This is a genomic window from Puniceicoccales bacterium, assembly GCA_031255005.1.
In the GTDB taxonomy this organism is placed as follows: Bacteria; Verrucomicrobiota; Verrucomicrobiia; order Opitutales; family LL51; genus JAIRTH01.
Window position 1 is genome coordinate 65439 of record JAIRTH010000016.1, and the last position, 24526, is coordinate 89964.

The following is a 24526-nucleotide window of genomic DNA, read 5'->3' on the forward strand; positions in this document are numbered from 1 at the left end:
AAGAAATGAAAAAAATGAAAGAAAAAATAATGCTTTTTGGCGCGACCGGGTCCATCGGAAGCAATGTCTTGGAAGAGCTTAGAGAACACAGACAGTATTTCGATTTGGTCGGCATCGCAGCCAGGGTCAATGTGGACAAACTTGCCGAAATATCTCGGGAATTTTCTGTAAAAACTGCAGCAGTGAACAGCAAAACTCGTATAGATACAGCAAAATTTTGTCCTGGTTGCAGAATTTTTCGCGGCGAACAGGCCATGGCCGAGGCGGTTTTGGCCACCGATTTTGACATTCTTTTGATGGCAACCAGCGGCATAGCTGGCATTGCGGCAACGATGAATGCTATCTCATTGAAAAAGAAGATAATAATAGCTAGCAAAGAAATTCTAGTAACCAGTGGAAAATTCCTATGCCCATTGGCTAAAAAAAACAAAGTGGAACTTTTTCCTCTTGATAGTGAACATAATGCAATTTTTCAGTGCCTCAAAGGCGAAGATAGGAAGTCTGTGAGACAAATATGGCTAACGGCCTCCGGTGGGCCATTTCTGGATTATGACATGGACTCCTTGGAGCATGTAACTCCAGCCCAAGCACTTAAACACCCAACCTGGTCCATGGGAAAAAAAATAACCATAGATTCAGCAAGCCTTGCGAACAAAGGACTAGAGGTAATCGAAGCTCGATGGCTGTTTGATCTGGCGCCCCAGCAAATAAAAGTTACCATTCATCGCCAGAGCTTAGTACATTCACTGGTAGAATTCATAGATGGGTCAATTCTTGCCCAAATTAGCGAAAAATCCATGAGATTTCCAATAAAAAATTGCCTTTTTTTCCCTTATAGACAGTACAGTGACCAGAAAACTGTTTCATTTTTAGAACCAATAAATTTCACTTTCCAGCCACCAGATGAGGGAAAATTTCCATGTCTGGCTTTGGCCAAAGCTAGTTTGGAAGCCGGCGGCATAATGCCCACTGTCTTCAATGCGGCCAACGACGTGGCTGTTGATTTATTCCTAGATGGCAAAATAAAATTTACCCAAATCCCAACCATCATTGAGCAACGGATGCATGAAACAGAAAACTTTGAGCCAGAATCAGTTGATGAAATATTCGCCCTGGATGCCGAAGTAAAAAAAATTGCCAGAGCTTTTGAGTAATTGGATATTTTGTGACATTTTCTTGCTTTAAAAAACCATCCCAATATAATTCACAAATGGACGCGGTGAAAGTCGGATTGTTAGCGGTTATCCCCTCGATGAGTGTGACAACTTTACTCATTGGCAATGACGAAACGGTCTTTGACATACACATATCACCAGCTTCTGGCAAAGCAATCATCGATGCCATAAGTAAAGAAAAGCTAACCCGACCGTCTACCCATACATTACTTAGCAATATCACTGCCACGCTCGGCTATCAAATCTCATCGGTTATAATCCATTCCACAAAGGATTCAGTTTTCTTCGCGAAAATATTAATGAGCAACATCTCTAACGAAGGTAAATACATAGAGTTAGATTGTAGACCCAGCGACGCCATTACTCTATCCATTATCAACGATGCACCACTACTTGTGGCAGAAGAACTTTTCAATCTAGTTGGAAAACCAAAAAGCAATACTCTGCTGCAGAAAATATAAAACGCTAATCAATAAGAGCAGCAACCTGCTCTATCTGAACAGCTCGGCTTTGGAGCTTATCGGCCTTAGCACCGCTGACACCATTTATAAGCAACTGCACACCTAAAGCTACCATGAATAAAGAAGACAATTTATAACCCAATTTTAATATGGTTGGATTTAACCACCGAGCACCGATGGTGGCAATTTTGAAAAACCCATAGATGCATAACATGACGCAGGTTACAGCCAACACACATCCAATTATTTGCATAATACCAGTGGCTCGGGTTCGCTCCTCAACGGAAATGGCAACCACCAAAGGACCGGCTATAATGGGAACTCCCAGCGGCGCTATCGCTATGTCAGGCTTGCCTCTCAATGCCTTATCTTTCACTCCTTCGGCAACTTTTTCCGTCGGATCTTGCCCCCGTAACATACCGAAACCGACCACAATAAATAGCAACCCACTGGCAATGCTGAACGAATTGACGCCTATGCCCAATGCTTTAAAAACCCATTCACCAGTAATGGAAAAAAACATTAGCACAATCCAACCCACAAGACATCCAATCCGTGCCGTCATCATTTTTTCTTTCTCCGTATAATGTGGAGTCATATTAATATACAACACGATGGCTGCTAACGGCCCACTGGCTACGAAAATTTTCTTAAACAACTCAATAAAAAACTCCATTTTTCAATATATATGCCAAATTATGACACCTATGGAACAAGTCAAGTAAATTATTATGCGCACTCCAAGCCATTCCACATCATAAATTTTAATCGCAATTACATCGATACAAAATTTATTTATTGCAAAATACATATAATTATTTGCGTCATTCATAGTCTCGGGGCGTAGCTCAGTCTGGCAGAGCGCATGTTTTGGGTACATGATGTCATCGGTTCGAACCCGGTCGCCCCGACCAAAGGATGATTTCAGTTTATTATTTAATTTATTAACAAATACAGTGGATTATAATCAGCAAAATACTTTTCGATCCATGATCAACCTAATCTTGCTTTGCATAGATTTAGTGAATAATCCGCCATTGCTTATATAAATTAAACGCCACCATGTTTTCCATGCAATGAATAACAAACTTCCGATCAGCATTGTGTTAATAGCTAGCAACGAAGAAAAAAACATAGCTCGTTGCCTGAAAAGCGTTTATACCTGGGTTGAGGAAATTATCGTTGTCGTAAACGATTGCACCGACCGCACCGTTGAAATTGCGGAAAGCTACGGGGCCACCGTGGTGGAGCATCCTTGGCAAAACTTTCGCGATCAAAAAAATTTCGCTAAACAACTCGCCACCAAGGAATGGATTCTATCCATTGATGCCGATGAAGTTGTGTCAGATGAACTTAGGTCATCCATATTAATGTTTGTGGTGAACAACGATAGGCGCTACAATGGAGCTTTTTTCAAGAGATTGGTATTTTTTCTAGGAAAATGGATCCACCATGGAGATTGGTATCCCGATCACTGTCAACGACTTTTCCGCAGAGATTGCGGCTATTGGAGCGGCGGCCTTGTCCATGAATATCTAAAGGTATCCGGCAATGTTAAGTCACTAAACGGCAACTTGCTACATTACACATATGATTCAGTTAAAGAGCATGTGGAAGTGATGATAAAATATACAGATTTATTCATAGAAGATAACAAGGACAAACCAGTCAACCTTCTAACTGCTGCATTCCGCTCGGTTTGGAAATTTTTTCGCTGCTACATAATAAAACTCGGCTTCTTAGATGGCATCCAAGGTATATATATAGCCATGGCCCAAGGATTTTTCACACTATATAAGTACATCCATCTGACAGAATATCAAAACGCAAAAATTAAACAGCGCCTCATCAACCAACATTCTGATGATCAGCAAGATCCGAATCAGGATTCCATGAAATGAGATGCCACTGGCGGAAAACCATTGAACCCCACCGATGCATAACTGGATGTATAGGCACCGGCAGTCAACCAATAAATCCGGTCGCCAATGTCTATGTGCCTCGGCAATGGATTCCTAAATGTCTCATACATAATATCTTGACTATCACAAGTAGGCCCTGCAATTATAAAATCCTCTACCAAACGACCGGCACTCTCGCAAAACAACGGGTACTTAATACTCTCTTCCATCGTCTCCATCAAGCCATTAAATTTTCCAGCATCGGTATATAACCAAGTGTCGACACCAAAGGAAGATTTTTTTGAAATAAGCACAACTTCAGTGACCAAAATGCCAGCATCGGCCACCAATGAACGTCCTGGTTCCAATATTATATGAGGCAAATTTTCACCAAAATCCTCTGTCAGATAACGATTTACCTCACTTGCATAGGTCGACATCTCCGGAGTCCGAGAGATATAGGAAGCCGGAAATCCGCCCCCCATGTTTATCAACGAAAGCGGAATTTTTTCGGTCTCAAGATAATCAAATATATACCTAACTCGACTTATGGACGAATCCCAGGCCCCAATCTCTCTTTGCTGAGATCCCACATGGAACGAAACACCTTTCGCCTTCAATCCCAATTTGTTAGCAAGCATAAGCAAATCTATGGCCATGTCCGGATGGCAACCAAATTTCTTCGATAACGGCCAATCAGCGGTGGAACTGTGCTCGGCAAGAATTCTCAAAAAAATATCTGAACCCGGCGCCACTGCTGCAAGATTTCTTATGTCCGCTTCGCTATCCGAAGCAAAAAGGCGTATCCCCTTGGCATAGGCATACTCCACATGAGCCTTCTTTTTAATGGTATTTCCATAGCTTATTCTATCTGGCGGAACACCAATGGCTAACAAACCGTCGAGCTCATTCACCGAAGCCACATCAAAATTTGACCCCAAATCTCGTAATAATTCCAAAACAGGTCGACTTGGATTTGCCTTAACAGCATAATGGACAACAGCATAGGGAAACAATTCCTTCAACTGCTGATACCTTTGACGAATTATACCAAGATTAACAAGCAAAAATGGCGACTCATATTTTTTGGCCTCTGCCATCATAGCAGACCAATCTTTCTCGGTATAGTACTCCAGTGGGTCAAGCCTTGCATTCATTATGGTCATTAGGCCGCTACAAACGGATTTATATAATTATATCAACAAAAAAATAATAACCAAGGCAAAATTTATTGTCATAGCCCCTCAAACACCGACCAAGTATTGCTTATTGGAGGGAATTCCACCATGGTACCAAACTTCGAATCAATCATATCTGGTATGCCGATGAGACATAAACAAAATCTTTTATCCGGCTGCATTCTTTCAAAAATACAATGCAATGGGCTGCCCTCATTCATCGCATTGATCGGCATAAACACATAAAAATTGTCCATATTATCTGATAAAATTTCATATTCAATGTCATCAACTGACTCCATGAGTCGCACCATATTTTTATCAAAACGAAGATCTTCGCAAAAAATTTTCAGCACAATTTCCGGCAAAGTTTTCACGTTTTTATCCACGATTATAAGGATTTTTTCAAACTCCCTAAAGTTCGCTAACTCTTTGAGCTTGACTAAGTTATGATTATTATGTTCATCAGAATTCTTGGGATAGAATTCATTGAACGATATCACAAGTATATTCATAGATGTCGTTGTGTTCATAATTTTACTATTTGCAGTGACCTTATGAGCACAACATGTTTTTAGTAAAAATTCAATAAAAATTTATCTATTTTGTAAAAAATTTTTTATTTTTCATTTTTTTCTTGATTTTCCACCAAGAAATTTTCCTTTTTGTGTGTTTTTTATGGAAAATGAAGGTGTTAAAGTCAGCAAGTCAAAGTCGCCTATGGATTTAGACTGGAAAGATGTGGAGCAGTTGGCTAAATACGTCACTAGCACTGGTAGGATTTTGCCGCGCAAATATACCGGTTTGTCTGCCCGCCATCAAAGGCATATAACTCGCATGATAAAAAGAGCGCGTAACATGTTGCTTATGAAGTAGATAAGTGGCTTTTGATAGTAAAATTCTTGAGACAACTGACGCTACACTTGCCATGGTGAGCAAGGAATTATTAGCCGGAGGTGTGGTTGCATTGCCCACGGAGACTGTCTATGGACTGGCCGCCATAATCACCGACGAAACGGCTATCAATGAAGTGTTTAGTATAAAAAACAGGCCATTTTCTGATCCACTGATAGTTCATGTGCTGGGCTTCAATGATTTGCTGAAACTCACCAAGCCTAAAGAAGACACCGTAAATTTGATCGACCAATTGGTTGAAGCTTTTTGCCCAGGCCCTCTCACATTTGTATTGCCAAAGGCCAATTCGATTAATCTCAGGATAACTGCTGCAAAAAATACCCTGGCAATTCGAATTCCAGCACATAGAGTTTTTCGAGAGGTTTTGCTTCGAACCAGAGTACCTCTGGCAGCACCGAGCGCAAACCAGTTTGGTTATGTAAGTCCAACCACTGCAGAGCATGTGATGAATTCACTTCGGGGTAAAATAAAGTATATCCTCGACGGAGGCCCCTGCGAAATAGGCCTGGAATCGACCATAATAGATGTCTCAAAAAAACAAATAAAAGTCCTGCGCCCTGGGGCTATAACACCAGAAATGTTGCAAGAAGCCACTGGACTGGAAGTAATTAACCCAAAGCAAATGACCACGACAGACCCATCGGCTCCGGGACTATTCCAACGCCATTATAGCCCAAATACCAAACTGCGGTTATTCGAAACGGGCCAAACCATGGCCAGCGCCACCAACGCCGCCGTTATATACATGAAAAAACCAACCAATGTGACAGAACGCGACTTTTGGCTCAGCGAAAATGGAGATCTAGTCGAAGTATCAAGAAATATGTTCTCGATGCTAAGACATTTGGATCAATGTGGTTACGATACAATTTATTGCGAAAAGGCACCGCCCATGGGCCTGGGATTAGCCCTAAATGACAGACTAAGCCGAGCCGCAGCAAAATTTCCATGAACTGCCCATCAACTTTCCTTCGGGCGCAACATTTTAGATGCAATAAATCATTGATGAAAAATCTTGCAAACTTTTAAATAATGTAAGAAAATATACCCCGTGAGGCTCATAGGTGGATCAGTAAGGTTATGCTTAATAGCATTTTTTTTATCTGGTTGCGCCTGTAATCACACTGATCATCAAGAACTTACCTACGATAGAACCAAATACAATCATCTGCCAGCTGAACCTGTAACAAAGCAAAAATATCTTGTGGAAATAACCTGGCCAGCGGATCTCAACACATTACTCGATATAGCGTTCTCGAACAATCCTCGGACAAAAATAGCCTGGCAACAGGCCAAAATAGCCGAAACGCAAAAGGCAAAAGCTTCATCGGCCTTCTTCCCTCGGCTAACGTTAAAGGCCATGGCACTGGAAACAGAGGATATTGCTGGTCAAGATCCATCTAATGCTAAACGGCTTATGACTAATAAATCCACCATGTTTTCGCCACAGATCGAAATCACCTACTCCCTCTTCAAATTTGGAGCTCACAAAGAACGTGCCGAGGCTGCCAAATGTGAACTATTAGCCGCTAATTTTCAGTATAATAGAGCCTTGCAAACATTAGCTTTCGCGGTCCACAAAGCCTACTTTTACATGGATTCGGCCAAAGAAACTCTGGCTGCAAACCAACTAAATCTCGATGATGCAAGGACCTCTTTTAACTCTGCCGAACATAGACATCAAACTGGTCTCGCCAGCGTCCACGAACTACTAAGAGCAAAGGCAAATCTCAGCCAAGCCCAATTTCAATTGGAGCACTCTTCTGCCAACGTGGAAACGGCCCGGGCAGACCTGGCCCGTACACTAGGCATCCAAGTATCATCGGAAATAGATATCATTAATCCGAACACTAGCAATGACATAGACAACATGTTGCTCGATCAGATTGATGACATAATCACCAAAGCCATGGAATCTCATCCAGATATCCTAGCTGCCAAAGCCAAGGTCGATGCAGCTCTCCACGCCAGTCAATCAGCCAAACGTAATACCCTGCCAGAGCTGATCACCGGTTTCTCCGGATCCATAAATAAAGTCAGGCACTATGATAGCAATTATCAAAAATATAACGCATACATCGGCCTGCAATGGGAACTTTTCGATGGCTTCACAAACCTAAATAATATCCTGGAAAGCCGAGCCAAAGCTCTGGCTGCAAAACATGAACTGCAGGCGACAAAACTCGATGCCGCCACAAACATCTGGGACCAATATCATAAATTTAAAGCTGCCTGTCGTCAGTTAAAAGCTGCTAAAGAATATGAACTGTCCGCAAAAGAAGCCTTTGAGTCAGCGCAACTCGCCTATACCAATGGCCTGGCTTCATTCACAGACCTAATGACTGCTCAGCAAAGCCTTGCCTCGGCCAGACAAAAATTAATAACCTCAAAAAATGGGCTGGCAATTAATTTAGCAGCTTTAGCCTATGCCACAGGTAATACAATAACAAACAAATAAAAATAATATGAAAACAAAATTGAGTGGAACCTCCTTATGGGTTCTGTTCCTGGTGTCGATGATTCTTTGCGGATGCAGCGCCAAAGAAAATGCCACCACAGCCCATGCTAGACCTCCGGTACCGGTCTCTGTAACCACAGCCGAAGCCAGAGATATTCCCATAACTATAAGTAGCATAGGAAGATGCGTTTCCCAGGAATCAGTAAACATCGTTGCCCAGGTATCCGGAGAAATAAAAGAAATTCATGTGGCCCAAGGAGAATCTGTAAACGAAGGTGACATGCTCTATACCATAGATCCAAGGAAATATGAAGCGACTCTAGCCCGATTGGAAGCAGAGCTCTCCAAAGCCCAGGCCCAACTCAAGTTAGACGAATCTCAACTAACTAGGTCTAAACCACTTGCGTCCGATAACTACATATCTCAACAGCAATTTGAAACCTATGAGACAAAGGTGTTACAGTCCAAGGCAAATATAAAGCAAATAGAATCTCAAATTGTTCAAGCAAAAGTAGATCTTGAGCACTGCCACATAACATCTCCCATAAAGGGTATGATGGGAAAATATCTCATAGACCAGGGCAATGTGGTCGGAAATATGGGCAACAATCTACTAACAAATATCCAAAACATTTGGCATCTATATGTGGATTTTTCCATATCGGAAAACCATTTTTATAATCTAAACAAATATTTTTCTCAAAAAAATTCTCTGGATGTGGAAATATATGGCATTGCCAATCGATCCATGACCGCCAACGGAAAACTGGAATTTATTAACAACTTCATCGATTTTCACAGCGGCACAATACATCTGCGCGCCACTCTAGAAAATAAAGATACTAAATTTTGGCCCGGCCAATCTGTTTACGTAAAACTCAGGTTGACAATACTCAAGAATGCCATTACCGTGCCCACCGAGGCAGTGAAAGTCCATGGCAATAACAAGTACTATGTGTTTGTCGCTAAGCCAGATAACACTGCCGAACTTAGACCAATTTCCATCGGCGAGACCTACGGCGATCATATGGTAATTGAAAAAGGCTTAGCTCTGGGAGAAACGGTAATATTAAAGGGCAACATAATGCTAGGCAATGGGTCTCAAATAATTGTAATGCAACAAGATGAACAACAAAAACAGGGTAATTTATAGATGAAAAGTATATCTGAGCCATTTATCAAACGTCCGGTAATGACCATCCTTCTGGCCATATCTTGCGCCATGGCAGGGTTATATAGCTATTTTTCATTGCCTGTCAGTGACTTACCCAGCGTTGATTATCCAATCATAACGGTAATGGCATTTTTCCCCGGCATGGAACCATCAATGATGGCAGCCAATGTGGCCTCTCCGCTGGAAAAGGAATTCATGCAAATATCTGGCTTGGAACTAGTTACATCCCGAAGCACCCAGGGATCGACCAGCATCACTGTACAATTTAGTTTGGATAAAAGCATCGATGCCGCCGCCACGGATATCCAATCGGCCATATCCAGAGCCATAGGATCGTTACCTCCGGACCTACCCACACCGCCCATATTCGAAAAATCCGATCCCAATAGTACGCCAATTCACTTCATGGCTCTAACAAGCAACGTGTTATCAAAAGGTGAACTCTACGATTTCGCATCCAATGAGATAGCGAACAAAATAAGCATGTTGCAAGGCGTCTCAAAATGCCAAGTCTACGGCGTGGCCAGAGCCGTCCGAATAGAAATCGATGGCGATAAATTGTTCAACAAAGGACTCACCATGGCCGATGTGGTCAGTGCCGTGCAAAGGCATAGCACATCTCTAGCCGCCGGCACATTGAATGGTCACAGCAATTCACTGGTGATAAAACCCATGGGGCAGCTGGATAAGGCCTCGCAATACAATGATATAATCATCGACTATCGCAACAATTCTCCCATCTATTTGAAGGATGTCGGCGAAGCCATAGATGGCCTAACTTCAAACGACACTCGGCTGGTATTCTGGCAATCTGACAGCGATAAAGTGGATTCTGCCGTGATGATCGCCTCCACCCGAGCAGCTGGATCCAATACCATAGAAGTCGCGAAATCCATAAAAAAATTGATTCCGACCATCCAATCTCAACTGCCAAAATCCATGAATTTAATTCCGGCCCATGACCGATCGATGCGGATCATAGAATCCATAAACGATGTGAAGGAAACCATAGTCATCGCCTTCATACTGGTCATACTAGTGATATTCATATTTCTTGGCCGATTCACCGAAACGATCATTCCCACGGTGGCTTTGCCGCTATCACTTTTTATGACCTTTATAGTTATGAAGTTACTGGACTATAGCATAGACAACTTATCGCTATTAGCCATGACCCTAGCCATAGGATTTTTAGTAGATGATGCCATTGTATTCCTGGAAAACATGGTACGGCGCATGGAAGTTTTTGGAGAAAATCCCACCGAAGCTGCCATAAATGGTGGCCAAGAAGTCAGCTTTACCATATTGGCCATGACCATGTCTTTGATCGCCGTCTTCATCCCCATGGTATTCATGACCGGCCAACTGGGAAGAGTTTTTAGGGAATTTTCGATCACCATAGTGGTGGCCATATTTTCTTCCGGTGTTGTATCTCTAACGGTAACACCAATGATGTGCGCTAGAATGCTGAAGTCGATCCATGGTAAAGAAAAAACATCGCTGGAAATTTTAGCCAAAAAATTCGAAAACTTTATTTTGCACTACTACGGCAAATCGCTTCATTGGGCCCTGGATCGGCGCCACCTGTCTGTCATCGCTTGGATTGTCTGCCTAATTCTATTGTATTTAAGCTTTTCCGCTCTCCCAAAGACATTTTTGCCATCCGGCGACAGCGGCGTTCTTAGGGGCGTATTTTTAACAAAAGAAGGCACATCGCCGGAACAAATTCACCGCTATCAGGACCAGATTAGCCAAATTTTAGAAGATAATCCTAACATAGATCAATACCTATGTCTATCCTGTCTGACTGGCATGCTACCAAACAATCAGGGCATGCTGATGGCTTTTCTAAAGGAGGGCCATCGCCCAAAGATCCAGGATGTCGCAGCCCAGCTGTCAAAGGAATTATTTCCCATTCCCGGAGTTTTAACATTCCTACAGCCCATGCCAAATCTCCATATAAATACCGGAGCAATGAGCACAAATCAAGGCAAATATGCCTTCTCCATGACCTGTCAAAATCAAGAAGACTTGATCATACCCATGCAAAGGCTGATGATGGAAATGATGAAAAATCCAGGTTTTGCCAGTGTATCATCGGATCTATTTCTGAGTAACCCAGAACTGAATATCGAAATTCTTCGGGATCAAGCATCTATGTACGGCATCACCACTGCCCAAATCGAGGATACCTTTAAGCAATCATTCTCGGAAAATCGTTCCTATATCATAAAAACTCCGATGCAACAATACAATGTGATTGTGGCGGCGAAGGAGTCCCAAAGGGCTGATAAAACCAATGTCAAAGATTTGTTTTTTAGATCCAAAAGTGGTCCGATGACGCCCTTTGATTCGGTGGCCAAAATGTATGAAAACCTTGGACCAATTTCCGTGAATCACATCAATAATTTCCCATCGGTCACCATATTTTTCAATCTACATGATTGGTTTCCGTTGAGCGAGGCCACGGAATTTATAGCATCGAAGGCAAATGAAATTCTTCCTCAGCAAGTACTTGGGTCATTTCAAGGTGAAGCTGCTACCTTTAAGGAAACCACTCAATCGGTCATAACCCTGTTGATTGTGGCCGTATTTGTACTCTACGTAATTCTAGGCATACTCTACGAGAGCTACATACATCCACTCACCGTGCTTTCGGCGCTGCCCATTGCCATGTTGGGTGGCCTGGCAACATTGCTATTTTTCGGCTATGAACTATCGCTCTATGCCTTCATTGGATTGTTCATGCTGCTTGGCATCGTTGGCAAGAATGGCATCATGATGGTGGACTTTGCCATAGCTCGCCAGAAAGAAGGACTTTCACCGATGGAAGCCATCCACCGGGCAAGTTTGGAACGATTCAGACCCATCATAATGACCACCTTGGCTGCCCTCATGGGAATGGTTCCCATAGCCGCTGGCCTAGGCGCCGACGGAGCATCAAGGATGCCTCTTGGCCTGGCCGTTGTAGGTGGCCTCATTTTCTCTCAAATGGTTACATTGTACATGGTACCGGCACTTTATCTCTGTTTCGAAACCTTTCAAACTAAAATACTTGACCGGATTCCGTTTTTTGCCCGTTAACCACAGTTCATATTAACTTAAATCGCTTTATTATTTCCATCCCGAGCCTATCGTAGGCCTGGGCACCGCTGCTCATCTCATCATACTCGAATATGGACTGGCCAAAGCTCGCTGCCTCGCCAAGTCTACTGGATCGTGGTATAACTGTCTCAAAAGGCAGGCCTTTAAACTGAATCTTTATATCTTCAAGGACCTTGGCAGATAGATCGGTCTTAATGTCAAACATGGTCATTATTATGCCACCAATACCTAGGGTTTTGTTGAGATCTCTGGCTTTTAAATCTTCCACAGCCTGGGATATTTGCGACATTACTTCGATGGCTGTATATTCACTGCGCAATGTCACCAACAGCCTATCTGCTGAGCCAATGATATCGATGGCAAAGGACTTGCCCACCGGTGGGCAATCTAAAATAATGGCATCAAAATCGCCTGAATCTCTTATGCGACACACCGACTCACGAATCAACATCAGATAGTCTCCACTGGCCCTGAGTTCCGTCTCAATCGCCTCTAGATTATCATCCGATGGGACTATGGCCAAATTTTCGTAACGTGTTTTTTTTAAACTGCGATCGAAATCATAGGCCCCGTGCAATATGTCGTACAAACTTCCATTTTTTTCACTAGCATATCCCAGGCCCTTGGTCGCGCTACCGGCTTGATCGAAATCTATCAACAGCGCCCGGACACCCTTTTTGGCCAAAGATACGGACAAGTTCACAGCCGTTGTAGTCTTACCTTCACCGTATTTCTGACTAACAATCGAAAAAACAACTGCTGGCATGGACACATTGAGTCTTTTTTTACTAGAAATGTCTAGCATTCTTTTCAAATTTATGGCAATAATTCATGACCATGATACAGTCATGCCTACATAATGGCCAGCCCATGCCAAGCAAATGACTTGCAATTTACAAAAATTTAGCTACACTTCGGAAGTTGTAATATCACATTTACGTTGACAAGTTGCAGAATATTATAGATTATTGCGACAGTTCTATTGTGTGTATTTAACGTATAAAGGAACACTCGAATGAAGAAGTTATTAGCATTTTCTATTGGCCTAGGAGCGATTAGTTATGTTAATGCTTTTGAAGTGCCCACGTTGGCTGTTAAATCAGGAGTTGGATTCGATTCGGAGTTTGAATACCGAGGAAGGAAACAAGGGCAAAAGATATTTACACCCCAGGTTGAAATAGGATTGCCATTGCTTGAACGCGGTGAATTTTATGTAGGGATGCAGTCATTTCTCGGCACCGACAGCACCGGCTCATCGGCACCGGATGTGGATAACACAATCTCCACCAGCTACAAACCATCGGGCAACAAAGCAAACACAGACTTATCATTGACGGCCATTCCGGCAAAAAAAACTAACCGGAAAACCCATCCTAAATTAATCGCTGGCCCACATTCCACTCTAAAGACAATGAACCAAGTGGATGTCTACACAGGGTTTACTTACCAAATGACCGATATATTATCGGCGGACCTGGGCTATATACATCATTTTTATACAAATTTGAAAGGCAAAGTAGCCGGTGTACTCGGAAAGGCTGATGTGCCGGAAATTGGAACAGCCATTGCTCCGAATCATGCGCTGATCGATGGTGAAAAATATGTATCTTATAAATTTGAACCAATTTTTTTCAGAAAAACCAACAGCAATGAAATATATGCCGGTGTGATGGCCGATGTGTTACTGAATCCAACAACCTATCTGGCCTACGATTTTAATCGCCGGGAACTCAATTTTGAAGGCAGAATTAACTACACCATAGATCTGGAAAAATATGGCCTTTCTGGTTTTTCGGTGGATTTGAATGCGAAATTAGGATATGATAGAGCAAGCAAACCCTTTGGTATACCATGGGCTGACTGGCAACCATCCAATCATCAGAATGGAAATAGATATGTGAAATATGATAAGGCCACCAATACATTGGTCGAAGGCAAAGAAGACAAAGACTTGGGTTTGGATGGAGATGTCATCAGCTCCGAGATCCATGGAGGAAGGAAAGGTTATGTCTACTGGGGCGCAGGATCAGATCTCATCTACACACTCAACGATAATGCAAAGGTTCGAGCCGGCGTGCGCTATGTGGGCAATGATGCTTCGAAAGACTCTTGGGTCAATTGCATCGGCAAAGGATTCGACGGCAAAGGCCATAAAAATTTGCTACTGTTCAGCACATCCATAGACTTCTCATTCTGATATCAACCATAAGTATCTGCATTTCCAAAGAGACTTCGATCTATCATAATTAGTTGTTTTGACAGCCATCTAGATGTTTATAGAATCCGTCAGTTGTGGATTTTGATTTTTCATTTAAATCTGACCCCTATGAACCGAATTTTAGAAGAAAATCTGGCCTTTCTTTCAATCTTACCGATGTGGCCGGAAAATTTGGCTATGCAGATGTGGGGGAAATTTTCAACCAATGGCTAGCCGCTCTGGCTCATGCCGGCCAAACTCTGTGGCATATTCCCACGCTACATAGATCAACCAATCCACATAGATTAACCATTTCCCATGGCCTGGCCTTTGATGAAGCCCTCATTTCTTTGGCAAATCTGCAAAGCCTTGGACTTCTAACCGAAGCTGAATCAACCGAGGCCGAAGAAAAAATTGCCAATACTAAGAATATTGATGAGATAACAACTTTGAGAAAAAAATACCTGGATCTCGTTTCGGCCAAATTCGATGATCGAGCCTCTAAAAACCTCTTGGCCGAATTGATGTCCTTTGAAAAAACCAATGAAAGCTGGCTAAATAATTATGCGCTATTCTATGCATTGAAACATATCTTTGCCGGTAAACCCTGGTGGCAATGGCCAGAAAAAATCAAAGACTTTGATCGAAAGGCCATTGAAGCGACCAGGAAACAACTATCCCTCCAAATCCGCAGCGCAGGCATATTGCAGTTCTTGCTGCACAAGCAGCTAGAGTCGGCAAAAAATGAAGCTAAAAAATTTGGAATAACACTGATCACTGACTTCAAAATATATGTGGAACAGGACAGTCCCGATGTGTGGACCAATCAAAATCTATTCTTTCTTGACCAAACAGGCCAATGTACCACTGTCGCTGGTATCCCCAGTTCTATGCTGTATCCTAATGGACTAAAGCTTGGCGCACCCACCTATCGCTGGAATAGGCATAGAGAATCCAACTATCACTGGTTCATCCAAAGACTTAAAAAAGAATTGCAAATTTTTGACTATGTGATCCTAGAAAATTTTCATGAACTGCTGGAAAGTTGGGAAATTCCCATTGCTGAAGCCAATCCAAACCACGGCCGATGGGTTCCAAGTGGCGGTGGCTCACTATTTGAAAAAATAAAAAATAGCTTCGAAAGTCCATTGCCAATCATCGCTTCGGAAACCTACTCCGATTTCAAATCAAAGAGAATAATAAATCGATTTAACTTTGCAAATCTACATGTGCTACAGTATGCCTTTGACGAGAAATTCGCCCATAAATTGCCAAAAAATTATGATGAAACCTGCCTGACAATCATCAGCGCCTCCAGAGAAAACTCTCTCATCAGTTGGCTCAACGAGTACTCACATTCATCAAAATTGCCAAAAATCATGAGAAAAGAATTCCAAGAATGTTTCGGATCCAATATAAATGAATCCACCTGGAAAGCCATAGATAAATTACTAAATTCCAATGCTGATGCGGTGATTCTGCCACTCTACGACCTGCTGCACATCTCCACAAAGGATACCAAAACCTATATTAATATAAATCCTACTGGATTTTTAAATAAATTAAAACAAAAACTAGGCGAAGCCACCATTGCAGCCCATAGAGCCAGCTTTCCAAATTAGGAATGCTTCCGGGCGGTACTATTCCAGTTCAATATAAAGAAAAGCATTCCACCCAAAGCACATAGGGCAAAAAATACCATGGTGGCATTCCATCCCCATACATCAACTATCCAAGCCACGCCAATGCCAGAAACTGCATGGCCCAATGCACCGAATGTGCCAGTCAGGCCGTTGGCAGCAGCCGCAGCCCTCTTCGATCCAAATTCCGCACCGGACAGACCAGCCAATGTCTGAGGTCCATAGATCAAAAACCCCATTATAAAGAGGAAAGCCATATTGACAAATTGCGATATGACCGATAGTTTCCAAAAAATTAGCAAAACAACTATCAGGGCTAACATGAAGTAAAAACAAGCCTGATTCCGCCTTCCTTTAAACATTTTATCGGACAGCCATCCAGCAAAAATTCCGCTAATCGCGCCGGCCACTTCAAATCCTGCAGCCTGCCAACCAGACATGGATACCGATGCCCCTCTAGCTTCCTGTAAAAACATCGGTGCCCAATTGAAAAATCCCATTCTTATTATATATACAAAAAAATTCGCAAAACATACATACCAGAGGGTACGATTGGGCAATATATGTTCAAAAAATATCTCTTTTAACGTCACATCTTCGCCTTTTCTATGGCCCATTTGCCTTGGTAAACCTTCTTTTTCTTCCACTGATGGCAACCCCATGGACTCCGGCGTATCACACAACTTCCAAAATAATAGACAAGCCACCGCCAACGATAGCAGACCAGAAACAATAAAAACCGATCGCCAACCGGAGATGTCCAGCAACCAAGAACCACCGACCAATATCGAAATGCTTCCAATCTTATGAGATAAACTTACAATTCCCCACTTGGTGCCAAGATCTTTAGGAGAATACCAGTGGGTCATCAATTTTGGTACCGGGGGCCAGCCAGTGGACTGAAAAATCGATCCCATCAAATAGAAGGCCACGATGGTAAACAAAGAACTGGAGAAGCCAGAAAATAATGAACATAGGGATGTACCAGCTAACCCTATGGCCATAAAATATTTAACTTTTGTTTTATCACAGATTACACCTCCGATAAATTTGCCACAGCCATAGATTAGCGATGACCAGGTGAATACCCATCCAATTTCCGATTTTGTACAGCCAAATTCGCTCTGCAACGCCGGACACACCACCTGTAAATTTTGACGAATAATATAAAATGAGGCATAGCCAGCAATCAACAAACTCAGAACCACCTTCCTCCAATAGGCATACTTCTGATCTATAATTCTTTCGTATTTAACGTCTTTAGATACATCAACGATACAATTTGTGGTCATTATATTTTAAACCTCCGCTCTAACCCATAGCATCACCCCATACAAATTCATTAATGTGAAAATAACCATTGATTGGCAATCCTTTTCGATAAATTTTAATAAATAGATATCTTGCCATTGAAATAAAACCGCATACATACTGTTTTTTCTGCCATACTTTTTTATGCTTTTACTTTTCCATTGACTTAGTTGTAAAAATTTAAATCCAATGCTCTAAATAGATAGAATTATCTTGACCTTAGCACATGCTATTTTAAGTTGCATCTAACAGAAGGTTGCAGAATAAGGGATTTTAAAAAAAACTCCTTGGGTAGTCTTGTTGTGATTTTTGTCAAGTTTATGAAAAGCAGTGCAGATATTTTAGCCGTACTTGAGTACATGGAAAGAGAAAAGGGTATTAATCGCAATGATATGATAAATACCATAGCCAACGCCATACGCACAGCTGCAATGAAAAGCATCAATGATACCCAGGATATACGCGTGGAAATAAATCCCAAAACAGGCCAACTTCACGCCTGGATGGTGATGGAAGTAGTTGATTCGGTGAGTGATATACAATCAGAGATTCACATATCCAAGGCCCGAGAAATAGATCCAACGCTGCAGGTAGGTGACATTTTTGAAAAGGAAATAGATCCGTCCTACCTTGGGAGAATAGCAGCTCAAAGCGCCAGACAGGCCATAGTTGGCGGCATAAGACATTTTGAAAAAGAAAAAATTTACGAAAGCTATAGAAGTCGCGTGGGCGATATTGTGACCTGCTCAGTACGCAGACACGATTCGGGTAATATCTATGTGGAATTGGACTCCAATGAGGCCGTCATGCCATACAAGGAACGCATTCCCGGTGAAGAATATATTTCTGGCGATAAAATAAGATGTTTATTGCTAAAAATAGACCAAACACCCCATGGCCCCGAATTGGTTGTCAGCCGAGCAAATAGCAAATTTGTAAGACGACTTCTTGAAATTGAAATCGCAGAGATAGCTGACGGAACTGTGGAAATAATGAGCATGGCGAGGGAACCAGGTTACAGAACGAAGATTGCTGTGCTGAGCAAAGATCCAAAGGTCGACGCCGTTGGTGCCTGCGTGGGCACAAGGGGAGTGAGAGTTCGAAGCATAGTCAAAGAATTAGGTGGCGAAAAGGTCGATGTAATAAGATACACCGATAGTCCAGAAGAATTTTTGAAAGAAGCCATCCATCCGGCCACTCCAAGGAATATCTCGGTGAATGACGATGATCGGCAGATCTATTTCGAGGTTTCGAACGATGACCTGGCCATTGCCATTGGCAAACGTGGCCTAAATGCTAAGCTCACATCTAAGTTAATGAACTGGAAATTAGATATCAGAAAACTAAATGACGGAAAATCATCGTCGATTTCAGAAAAAATAAGCCAGGCAGCCAAAGGACTCAATCATGTGCCAGGCATAGACGATGAAATGGCCAAAAGATTGGTATCCGCAGGGTTTGTCAGCGTAGAAGTATTCGATGACGTGGGTGTGGATGATTTATTAAATTCTGGATTTTCGGAAGAAGAAGCTTGTTTCGTTCTTGAAAAAATAAAACAGTTTGAACTATCGAACCAATGAAGCAGCTGTCGAATCGCAATAATGCTACGATGAAAACCAGAATAGTCTTGTCGTCCAGTGAATTTGATGGCATTGTTTGGAAACATAATTAATGAGCATCAGAGTTTACCAGTTGGCAAAAGAATTAGGATTAGAAAATAAGATCGTGATGACGATGTTATCGGAACGCGGTTTAAAAATAACCAGCCCATCCAATTCGGTACCAACCATCTATGCCGATGCACTCATTCGGGAACTTAATGTAGGAGCGTCAAAGACATCGGAAAACGAATTGCCAAGCAGTATCAAGCAGATGAAAAAAGAATCCACTCTCAGGGAAGAGGTTACGGTTGTCCATGTGGGAAATGAACCGGTGCGAAAGGTTTCCACATCGACCAGAAAAACTACAGTGACATTGCCAGCGGTTAGACCTGTGGCCACCAAAATTATTCGACCACCAGAAAAACCAATGATCTCTAAGCCAAGTACTTCTGTATTAACACCAAGCGTGTCTTTACCAGAAAAAGTCAAACCAAAGGAAAAGGCTAAAGAAGAAGAATCTAGGGTAAAAAATGATGCAACTATCAGCGACGAGGTAACGGTTTTAATTCCGAAGCCCAAGACAGCATCGGCCCATGAATCCGGAAACATGGCCTCAAAAACGCTGGCTCCAAAGATACCATCGGTAATTATTTCTCGGGCACCAGTCGCCACTTCAGCTGAAAAATCCAAGCCAAATAATGGTGAGATGCGTGTGGTGCAAATGCGTCCACCCATTATAGTTAAAGAACTTGCACCCATCATAAACCTAAAACCTTTTCAACTGATCTCCGAACTAATGAAGATTGGAGTATTTTCGTCGATGAATCAGTCCATTGGCGAAGATATTGCCATGAAAGTCGCAGCACTGCATGGATTTAGGTTAGATATTAAGCACAGAAATTCTGAGCAAAAAAATCCTGGAGCTAAGGCAGTTAGTAAACCCGTGGTCCAAAATGAAATACTGCCACGATCACCCATCGTCTGTGTACTGGGACATGTGGACCATGGTAAAACCACATTGCTGGACGCCATAAGGAAAACTAAAGTGGCCGAAGGAGAAGCTGGAGGAATCACACAACGCATTGGAGCTTACCAAGTTAACGTCGATGATAAAGGCATAACTTTCATAGATACGCCTGGCCATGCAGCGTTTTCCAAAATGCGTGAACGCGGCGCAGATGTCACCGATATAGCCATATTGGTGGTGGCTGCCGATGATGGATTCATGCCACAAACCGATGAGGCTCTGAGGTTTGCGAAAAAAGCAGGAGTCCCGGTGGTGGTCGCCATAAACAAGATGGACGTCTATGGCGCCAACATTGACAGAATTAAACAACAGATGCAGCAACGCGACATCGTGCCGGAAGAATGGGGAGGCGATACTCTATACGCGGCCGTGTCGGCAATCACTGGTCAAAAAATTGACGAATTGCTCAATCTGGTATTGCTACAGGCAGAAATGATGGATCTCAAAGCGGACTTTAAAGCCAATGCTTCTGGCGTGGTGATAGAATCCCAAATAGACGCTGGCAGAGGAACTTCCGCCACAGTAATAGTCAAAAATGGCATATTGAAGATCGGTTCGGTAATTATCTGCGGCGAGTGCTACTGCCGGGTAAGGGCAATGATCAATGACAACGGAAAAAATGTGAAGCAAGCCGCCCCGGCCACACCGGTCGTGGTCACCGGTTGGTCAGCAATACCAACGGCAGGAAGCAGTTTCGAAGAGGTGAAAAATGAAAAGGAAGCCAGGGAAATGGCAGAAGAATTCGCCACAGCAAAAAAACGAACCAAAGCTCCAAAAACCAAGTCGGACCAGATCGTTGACATAAAAAAATTGTTTGCAGCCATAGAATCCCAAAAACAGAAAACTCTCAACATCATTGTGAAATGCGACGTCAATGGCAGCATAGAAGCCGTCATCGAATGCTTTAAAACCATAAAAACCGAAAAGGTCTTGCTCAATATTTTATCGACCGACGTCGGAATCATAACAAAAAATGACATAAATATGGCCGATTCCACCGACGCCACCATCGTCGGATTCAACGTAAAATTGGACAACGAAGCAGCGGCTCTGGCTAAAAACAAGAGCGTAAAAATAATACAACATGACATAATCTACGAACTCGTAATCATGGTTCGCGATGCAATGGCCGACCTGCTTGATTTCGATCTCGTCGAAAACCATCTAGGCACGGCTCAAATTCGAAAACTTTTTACCGTTTCAAAGGCCACCGTCGCCGGGTGCATGGTCATCGATGGCCGCATACTTCGGGATAAACCAATGCGAGTTCATAGGAATAATAAAGTCATTTTCGATGGCAAAATAGAGTCCATGCGTCGCGAAAAAGATGATCAAACCGAAGTTAGGGCCGGCTTCGAATGCGGTATTAAGTCTAACGGGTTTAACGACTACGAAATCGGTGATCAAATCGAATGCTATGAAGTGCTACAACATCGTCAATCTCTCTAAACCATGAACCTACGAACGCAGAAAATCAGCGAACTAATCCGCCAAGAAATGGGGAATATTTTGCGCCAAGATTTTTGCGATGAGGCAAAAACCATAACCATTACCAATGCCATCATAGCCGATGATTTAAGATATTGCCGAATAACCTACGTGGCTCTCGGCCATAAAAATTTCGAGAAAATTGCAGCTGGATTTTTTAAAAGAAATTCTGGAAAAATAAAACGAAAACTTGTAAAAAACATAAACATTAAGCATTTTCCTGAGCTAAGCTTCGAACTGGACAAATCCCTTGAAAAAGGCAATCATGTGCTAAAAATTTTAGATGGGATAGAATGAAAATCCTACGACTAGGCTTTATTATTCTAGGTTCTCTGCTACAGGCCTGCGCATCTGGACCAATCAATGACCAAGACACACTGTTGCCTTGGGCCAAACCAGCATCCTGGGAAAGTAATGGAACATTTTCTGTATCAAGCACTAAGGAGCACGGAGGAATAAATCCATAGCAATCTTCATGAAACCAAATTCTCTAGATAAATTACTCGAACAAGCCGAAAGACTCGACAAATCAACGTTACTTATCTTGGCAAAAAAGTTCCGCAGTCAACGCAATTTTTTTGGCTCCATCGTCGATGTGATCCGCGACGGCGTCGTAATAGTTGATAATGCCGGCAATATAACCTTCTCGAACCAATCGGCAACTGCTTTGCTTGGACTAACTAATTCAAAGAATGACAATATTTTCCGATACATCCATGGAGCAAAAATTTCAATGGATTCATCGCTGAGCACCACCGATGTGGAAATAAATTATCCGGTAAAATTGACCCTCAAGATATGTTCGATTCCATTCAGCGAGGGCTTTCAAAACATGAAAATTCTGATCCTGTCGGATGTAACCAATGATGTCCTACTGCACAAAAAAGAGCTGGAAGATGAACGCACTTCATCGATACTTTTATTGGCAGCCAGCATAGCGCACGAAATTGGTAACCCATTGAATTCCATCCACTTGCAACTCGAGCTATTGGAGCAAATTGTCAAAGAATGTACCACCGAAAAACAAATTTCCGAATCCATAGCAATATGCAAACAGGAAATTTTAAGACTAGATGGCATAATAAAAAATTTTCTCCAAGCCATAAAACCCACACCACCAGTCCTTGGAGATTTGGACGTATGCGATATCATAGAATCAGTTATCAAACTCATGCGCAGTGAGTTAGAAAACGCGAACATAGATCTATCATTGGATTTTGAGGAACATACAAAAATATCCGCCGATGCAGATCAACTCAAACAGATGTTCTTCAACGTATTAAAAAACTCCGCGGAAGCCATAGGTACCCATGGCAAAATCAGCATAAAAGTGTTCGCCGATGAAGAATTTTTAAAAATAGAAATTTCGGACAGCGGCATCGGCATAAATCCAAGAAATGTGGGCCATATTTTCGATCCATTTTTCACTTCCAAAAAAAATGGTAATGGCCTCGGCATGCTGATAATTCAGCGAATTCTCCGAGCCCATAATGCCAGGATGAACATATCAAGCCGCGAAAATAACGGCACCACGGTCATATTGGAATTTCCATTGAAAACCAAAAGAAGCAAAATGTTGATAACAAAATAGTTACTCATCTTCAAGTTTTAGTTTCAGAAAAAGCAACGCATCCAAGGCCACACCATGGTCAATCTCCCCCTGCCTTATCCTCTCCCATAGATGATGGACCGGTATGGTCAAAAACTCAATTTCCTCCAATCTATCCAGCGCTTGCCCAGTCACCAAACGACAATTTTCGATAAAAACCGTATAAAGTTTGTTGTCTTGAATGGCTGGATTTGGATAAATGGTCGTCAATAGCTGAGCATTTTCGCCTCTGAACCCAGTTTCTTCGAGCAATTCTCTCTCGGCGGCCATCACCGGATCCTCTCCGACTTCTATAATACCTCCAGGAATTTCCAACGATATGCGCTTGGTGCCGAATCGGAACTGCCTTATCAGCACTATGTTACGTTCTGGCGTCAGGGCCAAAACCTGAACCCAATCGGGACAATGTAAAACAAAAAATTCACCGGATCTGCCATCCTTTGGATGGATGCAATGTTCACGGCTAACTTTGAAAATACTGCAATCGAAGACAAATTGATTATCAATGACTTGCCATTTTTCAGGACCAATATTGCTCATAACTCCTAATATAAATGTCAGCTTTGCCACACTAAAGCAATAAAATTTACAATAAAATTTACAATAAAAATACTTTTGCATTGCCCAAGCCAATCCTAATCTCATCTTTATTGGCATGTTCGGCAGAAAACCGAAGAGACATAACTCAAGATTTTTATTGGAGTTTGAATCGCAACTATCTGATATTCAAGACAAAATCGATGATCTAGTGGAGCAATCGAAAACGTCTAAGCATGACTTCAGCAAAGAAATAAGTGAGCTCGAAACAGAACTATCCAGGCTGGAAATAACCACCTATTCAAACCTGACAATCTGGCAAAAAATTCAGATTGCAAGGCACCCTTATCGGCCCTATGCTATGGATTTTATAGATGGAATTTTCAGTAACTTCCAGGAATTTCACGGCGATAGGCTGTTCGGAGACGACAGGGCCATCGTCGGTGGCCCAGCTTTCTTGAACGGCCAACCCATCATGGTAATCGGCACTCAAAAAGGCCGGACACTTAACGAAAATATCTCTCGTAATTTTGGATGTCCCTATCCCGAAGGTTATCGTAAGGCTTTGCGACTAATGAAGTTAGCCGAAAAATTCTCCATGCCGATTGTGACCATAATCGATACACCCGGAGCCTATCCGGGCATAGGCTCCGAAGAGCGACACATGGCCGAGGCTCTGGCGGTCAATCTAAGAGAAATGAGCATCCTAGAGGTGCCAATAATCTCAGTGGTAATCGGCGAAGGCGGCT

The 24526-nt window shown here is 42.4% G+C and carries 22 protein-coding genes and 1 tRNA gene; 17 read left to right on the plus strand and 6 right to left on the minus strand.

The features are described from left to right. The first annotated feature begins 14 nt into the window (after positions 1-14). Positions 15-1154 (plus strand): 1-deoxy-D-xylulose-5-phosphate reductoisomerase, encoded by a 1140-nt coding sequence (gene dxr / locus LBH49_02005; GenBank protein MDR0351398.1) that lies wholly within the window; start codon positions 15-17, stop codon positions 1152-1154. Between the two features lie 56 nt (positions 1155-1210). Continuing rightward, on the plus strand, positions 1211-1636 hold the full coding sequence (locus LBH49_02010; protein MDR0351399.1) for a bifunctional nuclease family protein: 426 nt from the start codon (positions 1211-1213) through the stop codon (positions 1634-1636). Between the two features lie 4 nt (positions 1637-1640). Here LBH49_02010 and LBH49_02015 read toward each other — a convergent pair whose 3' ends face one another. After that, positions 1641-2312: a MarC family protein gene (locus tag LBH49_02015; GenBank protein MDR0351400.1), complete on the minus strand. Its 672-nt coding sequence runs from the start codon at positions 2310-2312 to the stop codon at positions 1641-1643. A gap of 161 nt (positions 2313-2473) precedes the next feature. On the opposite strand from LBH49_02015, the gene LBH49_02020 reads away from it, so the two are divergent. Both LBH49_02020 and LBH49_02025 read left to right on the plus strand, forming a co-directional pair. Further along, positions 2474-2550: transfer RNA gene (locus LBH49_02020), tRNA-Pro, on the plus strand. Positions 2551-2712: 162 nt separating this feature from the next. Further along, positions 2713-3537 (plus strand): glycosyltransferase family 2 protein, encoded by an 825-nt coding sequence (locus LBH49_02025; GenBank protein MDR0351401.1) that lies wholly within the window; start codon positions 2713-2715, stop codon positions 3535-3537. Here LBH49_02025 and LBH49_02030 read toward each other — a convergent pair. Next, positions 3519-4703 carry a type III PLP-dependent enzyme gene (locus LBH49_02030; protein ID MDR0351402.1) on the minus strand — a complete coding sequence of 395 codons (1185 nt, stop codon included), beginning with the start codon at positions 4701-4703 and terminating at the stop codon, positions 3519-3521. The two genes, LBH49_02025 and LBH49_02030, sit on opposite strands and share 19 nt — an antisense overlap. A gap of 68 nt (positions 4704-4771) precedes the next feature. Then, positions 4772-5248, minus strand: a complete 477-nt coding sequence (locus LBH49_02035; GenBank protein ID MDR0351403.1) for a hypothetical protein — start codon at positions 5246-5248, stop codon at positions 4772-4774. Positions 5249-5393: 145 nt separating this feature from the next. Here LBH49_02035 and rpsR point away from each other — a divergent pair, with 145 nt between their 5' ends. From rpsR to LBH49_02060, 5 genes are all read left to right on the plus strand, one after another. Then, a complete protein-coding gene (gene rpsR, locus LBH49_02040) occupies positions 5394-5591 on the plus strand; it encodes a 30S ribosomal protein S18 (GenBank protein ID MDR0351404.1) in 198 nt (65 codons plus the stop codon). Positions 5592-5595: 4 nt separating this feature from the next. Further along, positions 5596-6582, plus strand: coding sequence for a threonylcarbamoyl-AMP synthase (locus LBH49_02045; protein ID MDR0351405.1), 987 nt, complete (start codon positions 5596-5598; stop codon positions 6580-6582). Between the two features lie 99 nt (positions 6583-6681). Next, positions 6682-8088: a TolC family protein gene (locus tag LBH49_02050; GenBank protein MDR0351406.1), complete on the plus strand. Its 1407-nt coding sequence runs from the start codon at positions 6682-6684 to the stop codon at positions 8086-8088. Between the two features lie 7 nt (positions 8089-8095). Then, a complete protein-coding gene (locus LBH49_02055) occupies positions 8096-9241 on the plus strand; it encodes an efflux RND transporter periplasmic adaptor subunit (protein MDR0351407.1) in 1146 nt (381 codons plus the stop codon). Then, entirely contained in the window at positions 9242-12346 is a 3105-nt protein-coding gene (locus tag LBH49_02060; protein MDR0351408.1) for an efflux RND transporter permease subunit, read from the plus strand. It abuts the gene before it with no gap. A 7-nt stretch (positions 12347-12353) separates the two neighbouring features. Here LBH49_02060 and LBH49_02065 read toward each other — a convergent pair whose 3' ends face one another. Continuing rightward, on the minus strand, positions 12354-13172 hold the full coding sequence (locus tag LBH49_02065; protein MDR0351409.1) for a ParA family protein: 819 nt from the start codon (positions 13170-13172) through the stop codon (positions 12354-12356). Positions 13173-13382: 210 nt separating this feature from the next. On the opposite strand from LBH49_02065, the gene LBH49_02070 reads away from it, so the two are divergent. Further along, positions 13383-14564 (plus strand): hypothetical protein, encoded by a 1182-nt coding sequence (locus tag LBH49_02070; protein ID MDR0351410.1) that lies wholly within the window; start codon positions 13383-13385, stop codon positions 14562-14564. A gap of 95 nt (positions 14565-14659) precedes the next feature. Next, positions 14660-16186, plus strand: a complete 1527-nt coding sequence (locus tag LBH49_02075) for a 4-alpha-glucanotransferase (protein ID MDR0351411.1) — start codon at positions 14660-14662, stop codon at positions 16184-16186. On the opposite strand, the gene LBH49_02080 is transcribed toward LBH49_02075, so the two are convergent. Then, positions 16183-17496: an MFS transporter gene (locus tag LBH49_02080; GenBank protein ID MDR0351412.1), complete on the minus strand. Its 1314-nt coding sequence runs from the start codon at positions 17494-17496 to the stop codon at positions 16183-16185. The two genes, LBH49_02075 and LBH49_02080, sit on opposite strands and share 4 nt — an antisense overlap. Before the next feature lie 339 nt (positions 17497-17835). Here LBH49_02080 and nusA point away from each other — a divergent pair, with 339 nt between their 5' ends. From nusA to LBH49_02105, 5 genes are all read left to right on the plus strand, one after another. Next, on the plus strand, positions 17836-19095 hold the full coding sequence (gene nusA, locus LBH49_02085; GenBank protein MDR0351413.1) for a transcription termination factor NusA: 1260 nt from the start codon (positions 17836-17838) through the stop codon (positions 19093-19095). Between the two features lie 91 nt (positions 19096-19186). Beyond that, positions 19187-21592: a translation initiation factor IF-2 gene (infB, locus tag LBH49_02090; protein MDR0351414.1), complete on the plus strand. Its 2406-nt coding sequence runs from the start codon at positions 19187-19189 to the stop codon at positions 21590-21592. 3 nt (positions 21593-21595) lie between these two features. After that, entirely contained in the window at positions 21596-21928 is a 333-nt protein-coding gene (rbfA, locus tag LBH49_02095) for a 30S ribosome-binding factor RbfA (protein MDR0351415.1), read from the plus strand. Beyond that, a complete protein-coding gene (locus tag LBH49_02100; protein MDR0351416.1) occupies positions 21925-22098 on the plus strand; it encodes a hypothetical protein in 174 nt (57 codons plus the stop codon). Before rbfA ends, LBH49_02100 begins: the two co-directional genes overlap by 4 nt. Positions 22099-22106: 8 nt before the next feature. Next, positions 22107-23222, plus strand: coding sequence for a PAS domain-containing protein (locus LBH49_02105; GenBank protein MDR0351417.1), 1116 nt, complete (start codon positions 22107-22109; stop codon positions 23220-23222). Here LBH49_02105 and LBH49_02110 read toward each other — a convergent pair whose 3' ends face one another. After that, positions 23223-23780: an NUDIX hydrolase gene (locus tag LBH49_02110; GenBank protein ID MDR0351418.1), complete on the minus strand. Its 558-nt coding sequence runs from the start codon at positions 23778-23780 to the stop codon at positions 23223-23225. It lies immediately after the preceding gene. A 115-nt stretch (positions 23781-23895) separates the two neighbouring features. Between LBH49_02110 and LBH49_02115 the strand changes: the two genes are divergently transcribed. After that, positions 23896-24526 (plus strand): acetyl-CoA carboxylase carboxyl transferase subunit alpha (locus tag LBH49_02115; GenBank protein MDR0351419.1); only part of this gene is annotated, 631 nt, incomplete at its 3' end.

Excerpts from the sequence above, each read along its gene's own strand:
- dxr (MDR0351398.1), top strand. The coding sequence starts at position 15 with ATGAAAGAAAAAATAATGCTTTTTGGCGCGACCGGGTCCATCGGAAGC.
- LBH49_02010 (MDR0351399.1), top strand. The coding sequence starts at position 1,211 with ATGGACGCGGTGAAAGTCGGATTGTTAGCGGTTATCCCCTCGATGAGT.
- LBH49_02015 (MDR0351400.1), bottom strand. The coding sequence starts at position 2,312 with ATGGAGTTTTTTATTGAGTTGTTTAAGAAAATTTTCGTAGCCAGTGGG.
- LBH49_02025 (MDR0351401.1), top strand. The coding sequence starts at position 2,713 with ATGAATAACAAACTTCCGATCAGCATTGTGTTAATAGCTAGCAACGAA.
- LBH49_02030 (MDR0351402.1), bottom strand. The coding sequence starts at position 4,703 with ATGACCATAATGAATGCAAGGCTTGACCCACTGGAGTACTATACCGAG.
- LBH49_02035 (MDR0351403.1), bottom strand. The coding sequence starts at position 5,248 with ATGAACACAACGACATCTATGAATATACTTGTGATATCGTTCAATGAA.
- rpsR (MDR0351404.1), top strand. The coding sequence starts at position 5,394 with ATGGAAAATGAAGGTGTTAAAGTCAGCAAGTCAAAGTCGCCTATGGAT.
- LBH49_02055 (MDR0351407.1), top strand. The coding sequence starts at position 8,096 with ATGAAAACAAAATTGAGTGGAACCTCCTTATGGGTTCTGTTCCTGGTG.
- LBH49_02060 (MDR0351408.1), top strand. The coding sequence starts at position 9,242 with ATGAAAAGTATATCTGAGCCATTTATCAAACGTCCGGTAATGACCATC.
- LBH49_02065 (MDR0351409.1), bottom strand. The coding sequence starts at position 13,172 with ATGCTAGACATTTCTAGTAAAAAAAGACTCAATGTGTCCATGCCAGCA.
- LBH49_02070 (MDR0351410.1), top strand. The coding sequence starts at position 13,383 with ATGAAGAAGTTATTAGCATTTTCTATTGGCCTAGGAGCGATTAGTTAT.
- LBH49_02080 (MDR0351412.1), bottom strand. The coding sequence starts at position 17,496 with ATGACCACAAATTGTATCGTTGATGTATCTAAAGACGTTAAATACGAA.
- nusA (MDR0351413.1), top strand. The coding sequence starts at position 17,836 with ATGAAAAGCAGTGCAGATATTTTAGCCGTACTTGAGTACATGGAAAGA.
- infB (MDR0351414.1), top strand. The coding sequence starts at position 19,187 with ATGAGCATCAGAGTTTACCAGTTGGCAAAAGAATTAGGATTAGAAAAT.
- rbfA (MDR0351415.1), top strand. The coding sequence starts at position 21,596 with ATGAACCTACGAACGCAGAAAATCAGCGAACTAATCCGCCAAGAAATG.
- LBH49_02100 (MDR0351416.1), top strand. The coding sequence starts at position 21,925 with ATGAAAATCCTACGACTAGGCTTTATTATTCTAGGTTCTCTGCTACAG.
- LBH49_02105 (MDR0351417.1), top strand. The coding sequence starts at position 22,107 with ATGAAACCAAATTCTCTAGATAAATTACTCGAACAAGCCGAAAGACTC.
- LBH49_02110 (MDR0351418.1), bottom strand. The coding sequence starts at position 23,780 with ATGAGCAATATTGGTCCTGAAAAATGGCAAGTCATTGATAATCAATTT.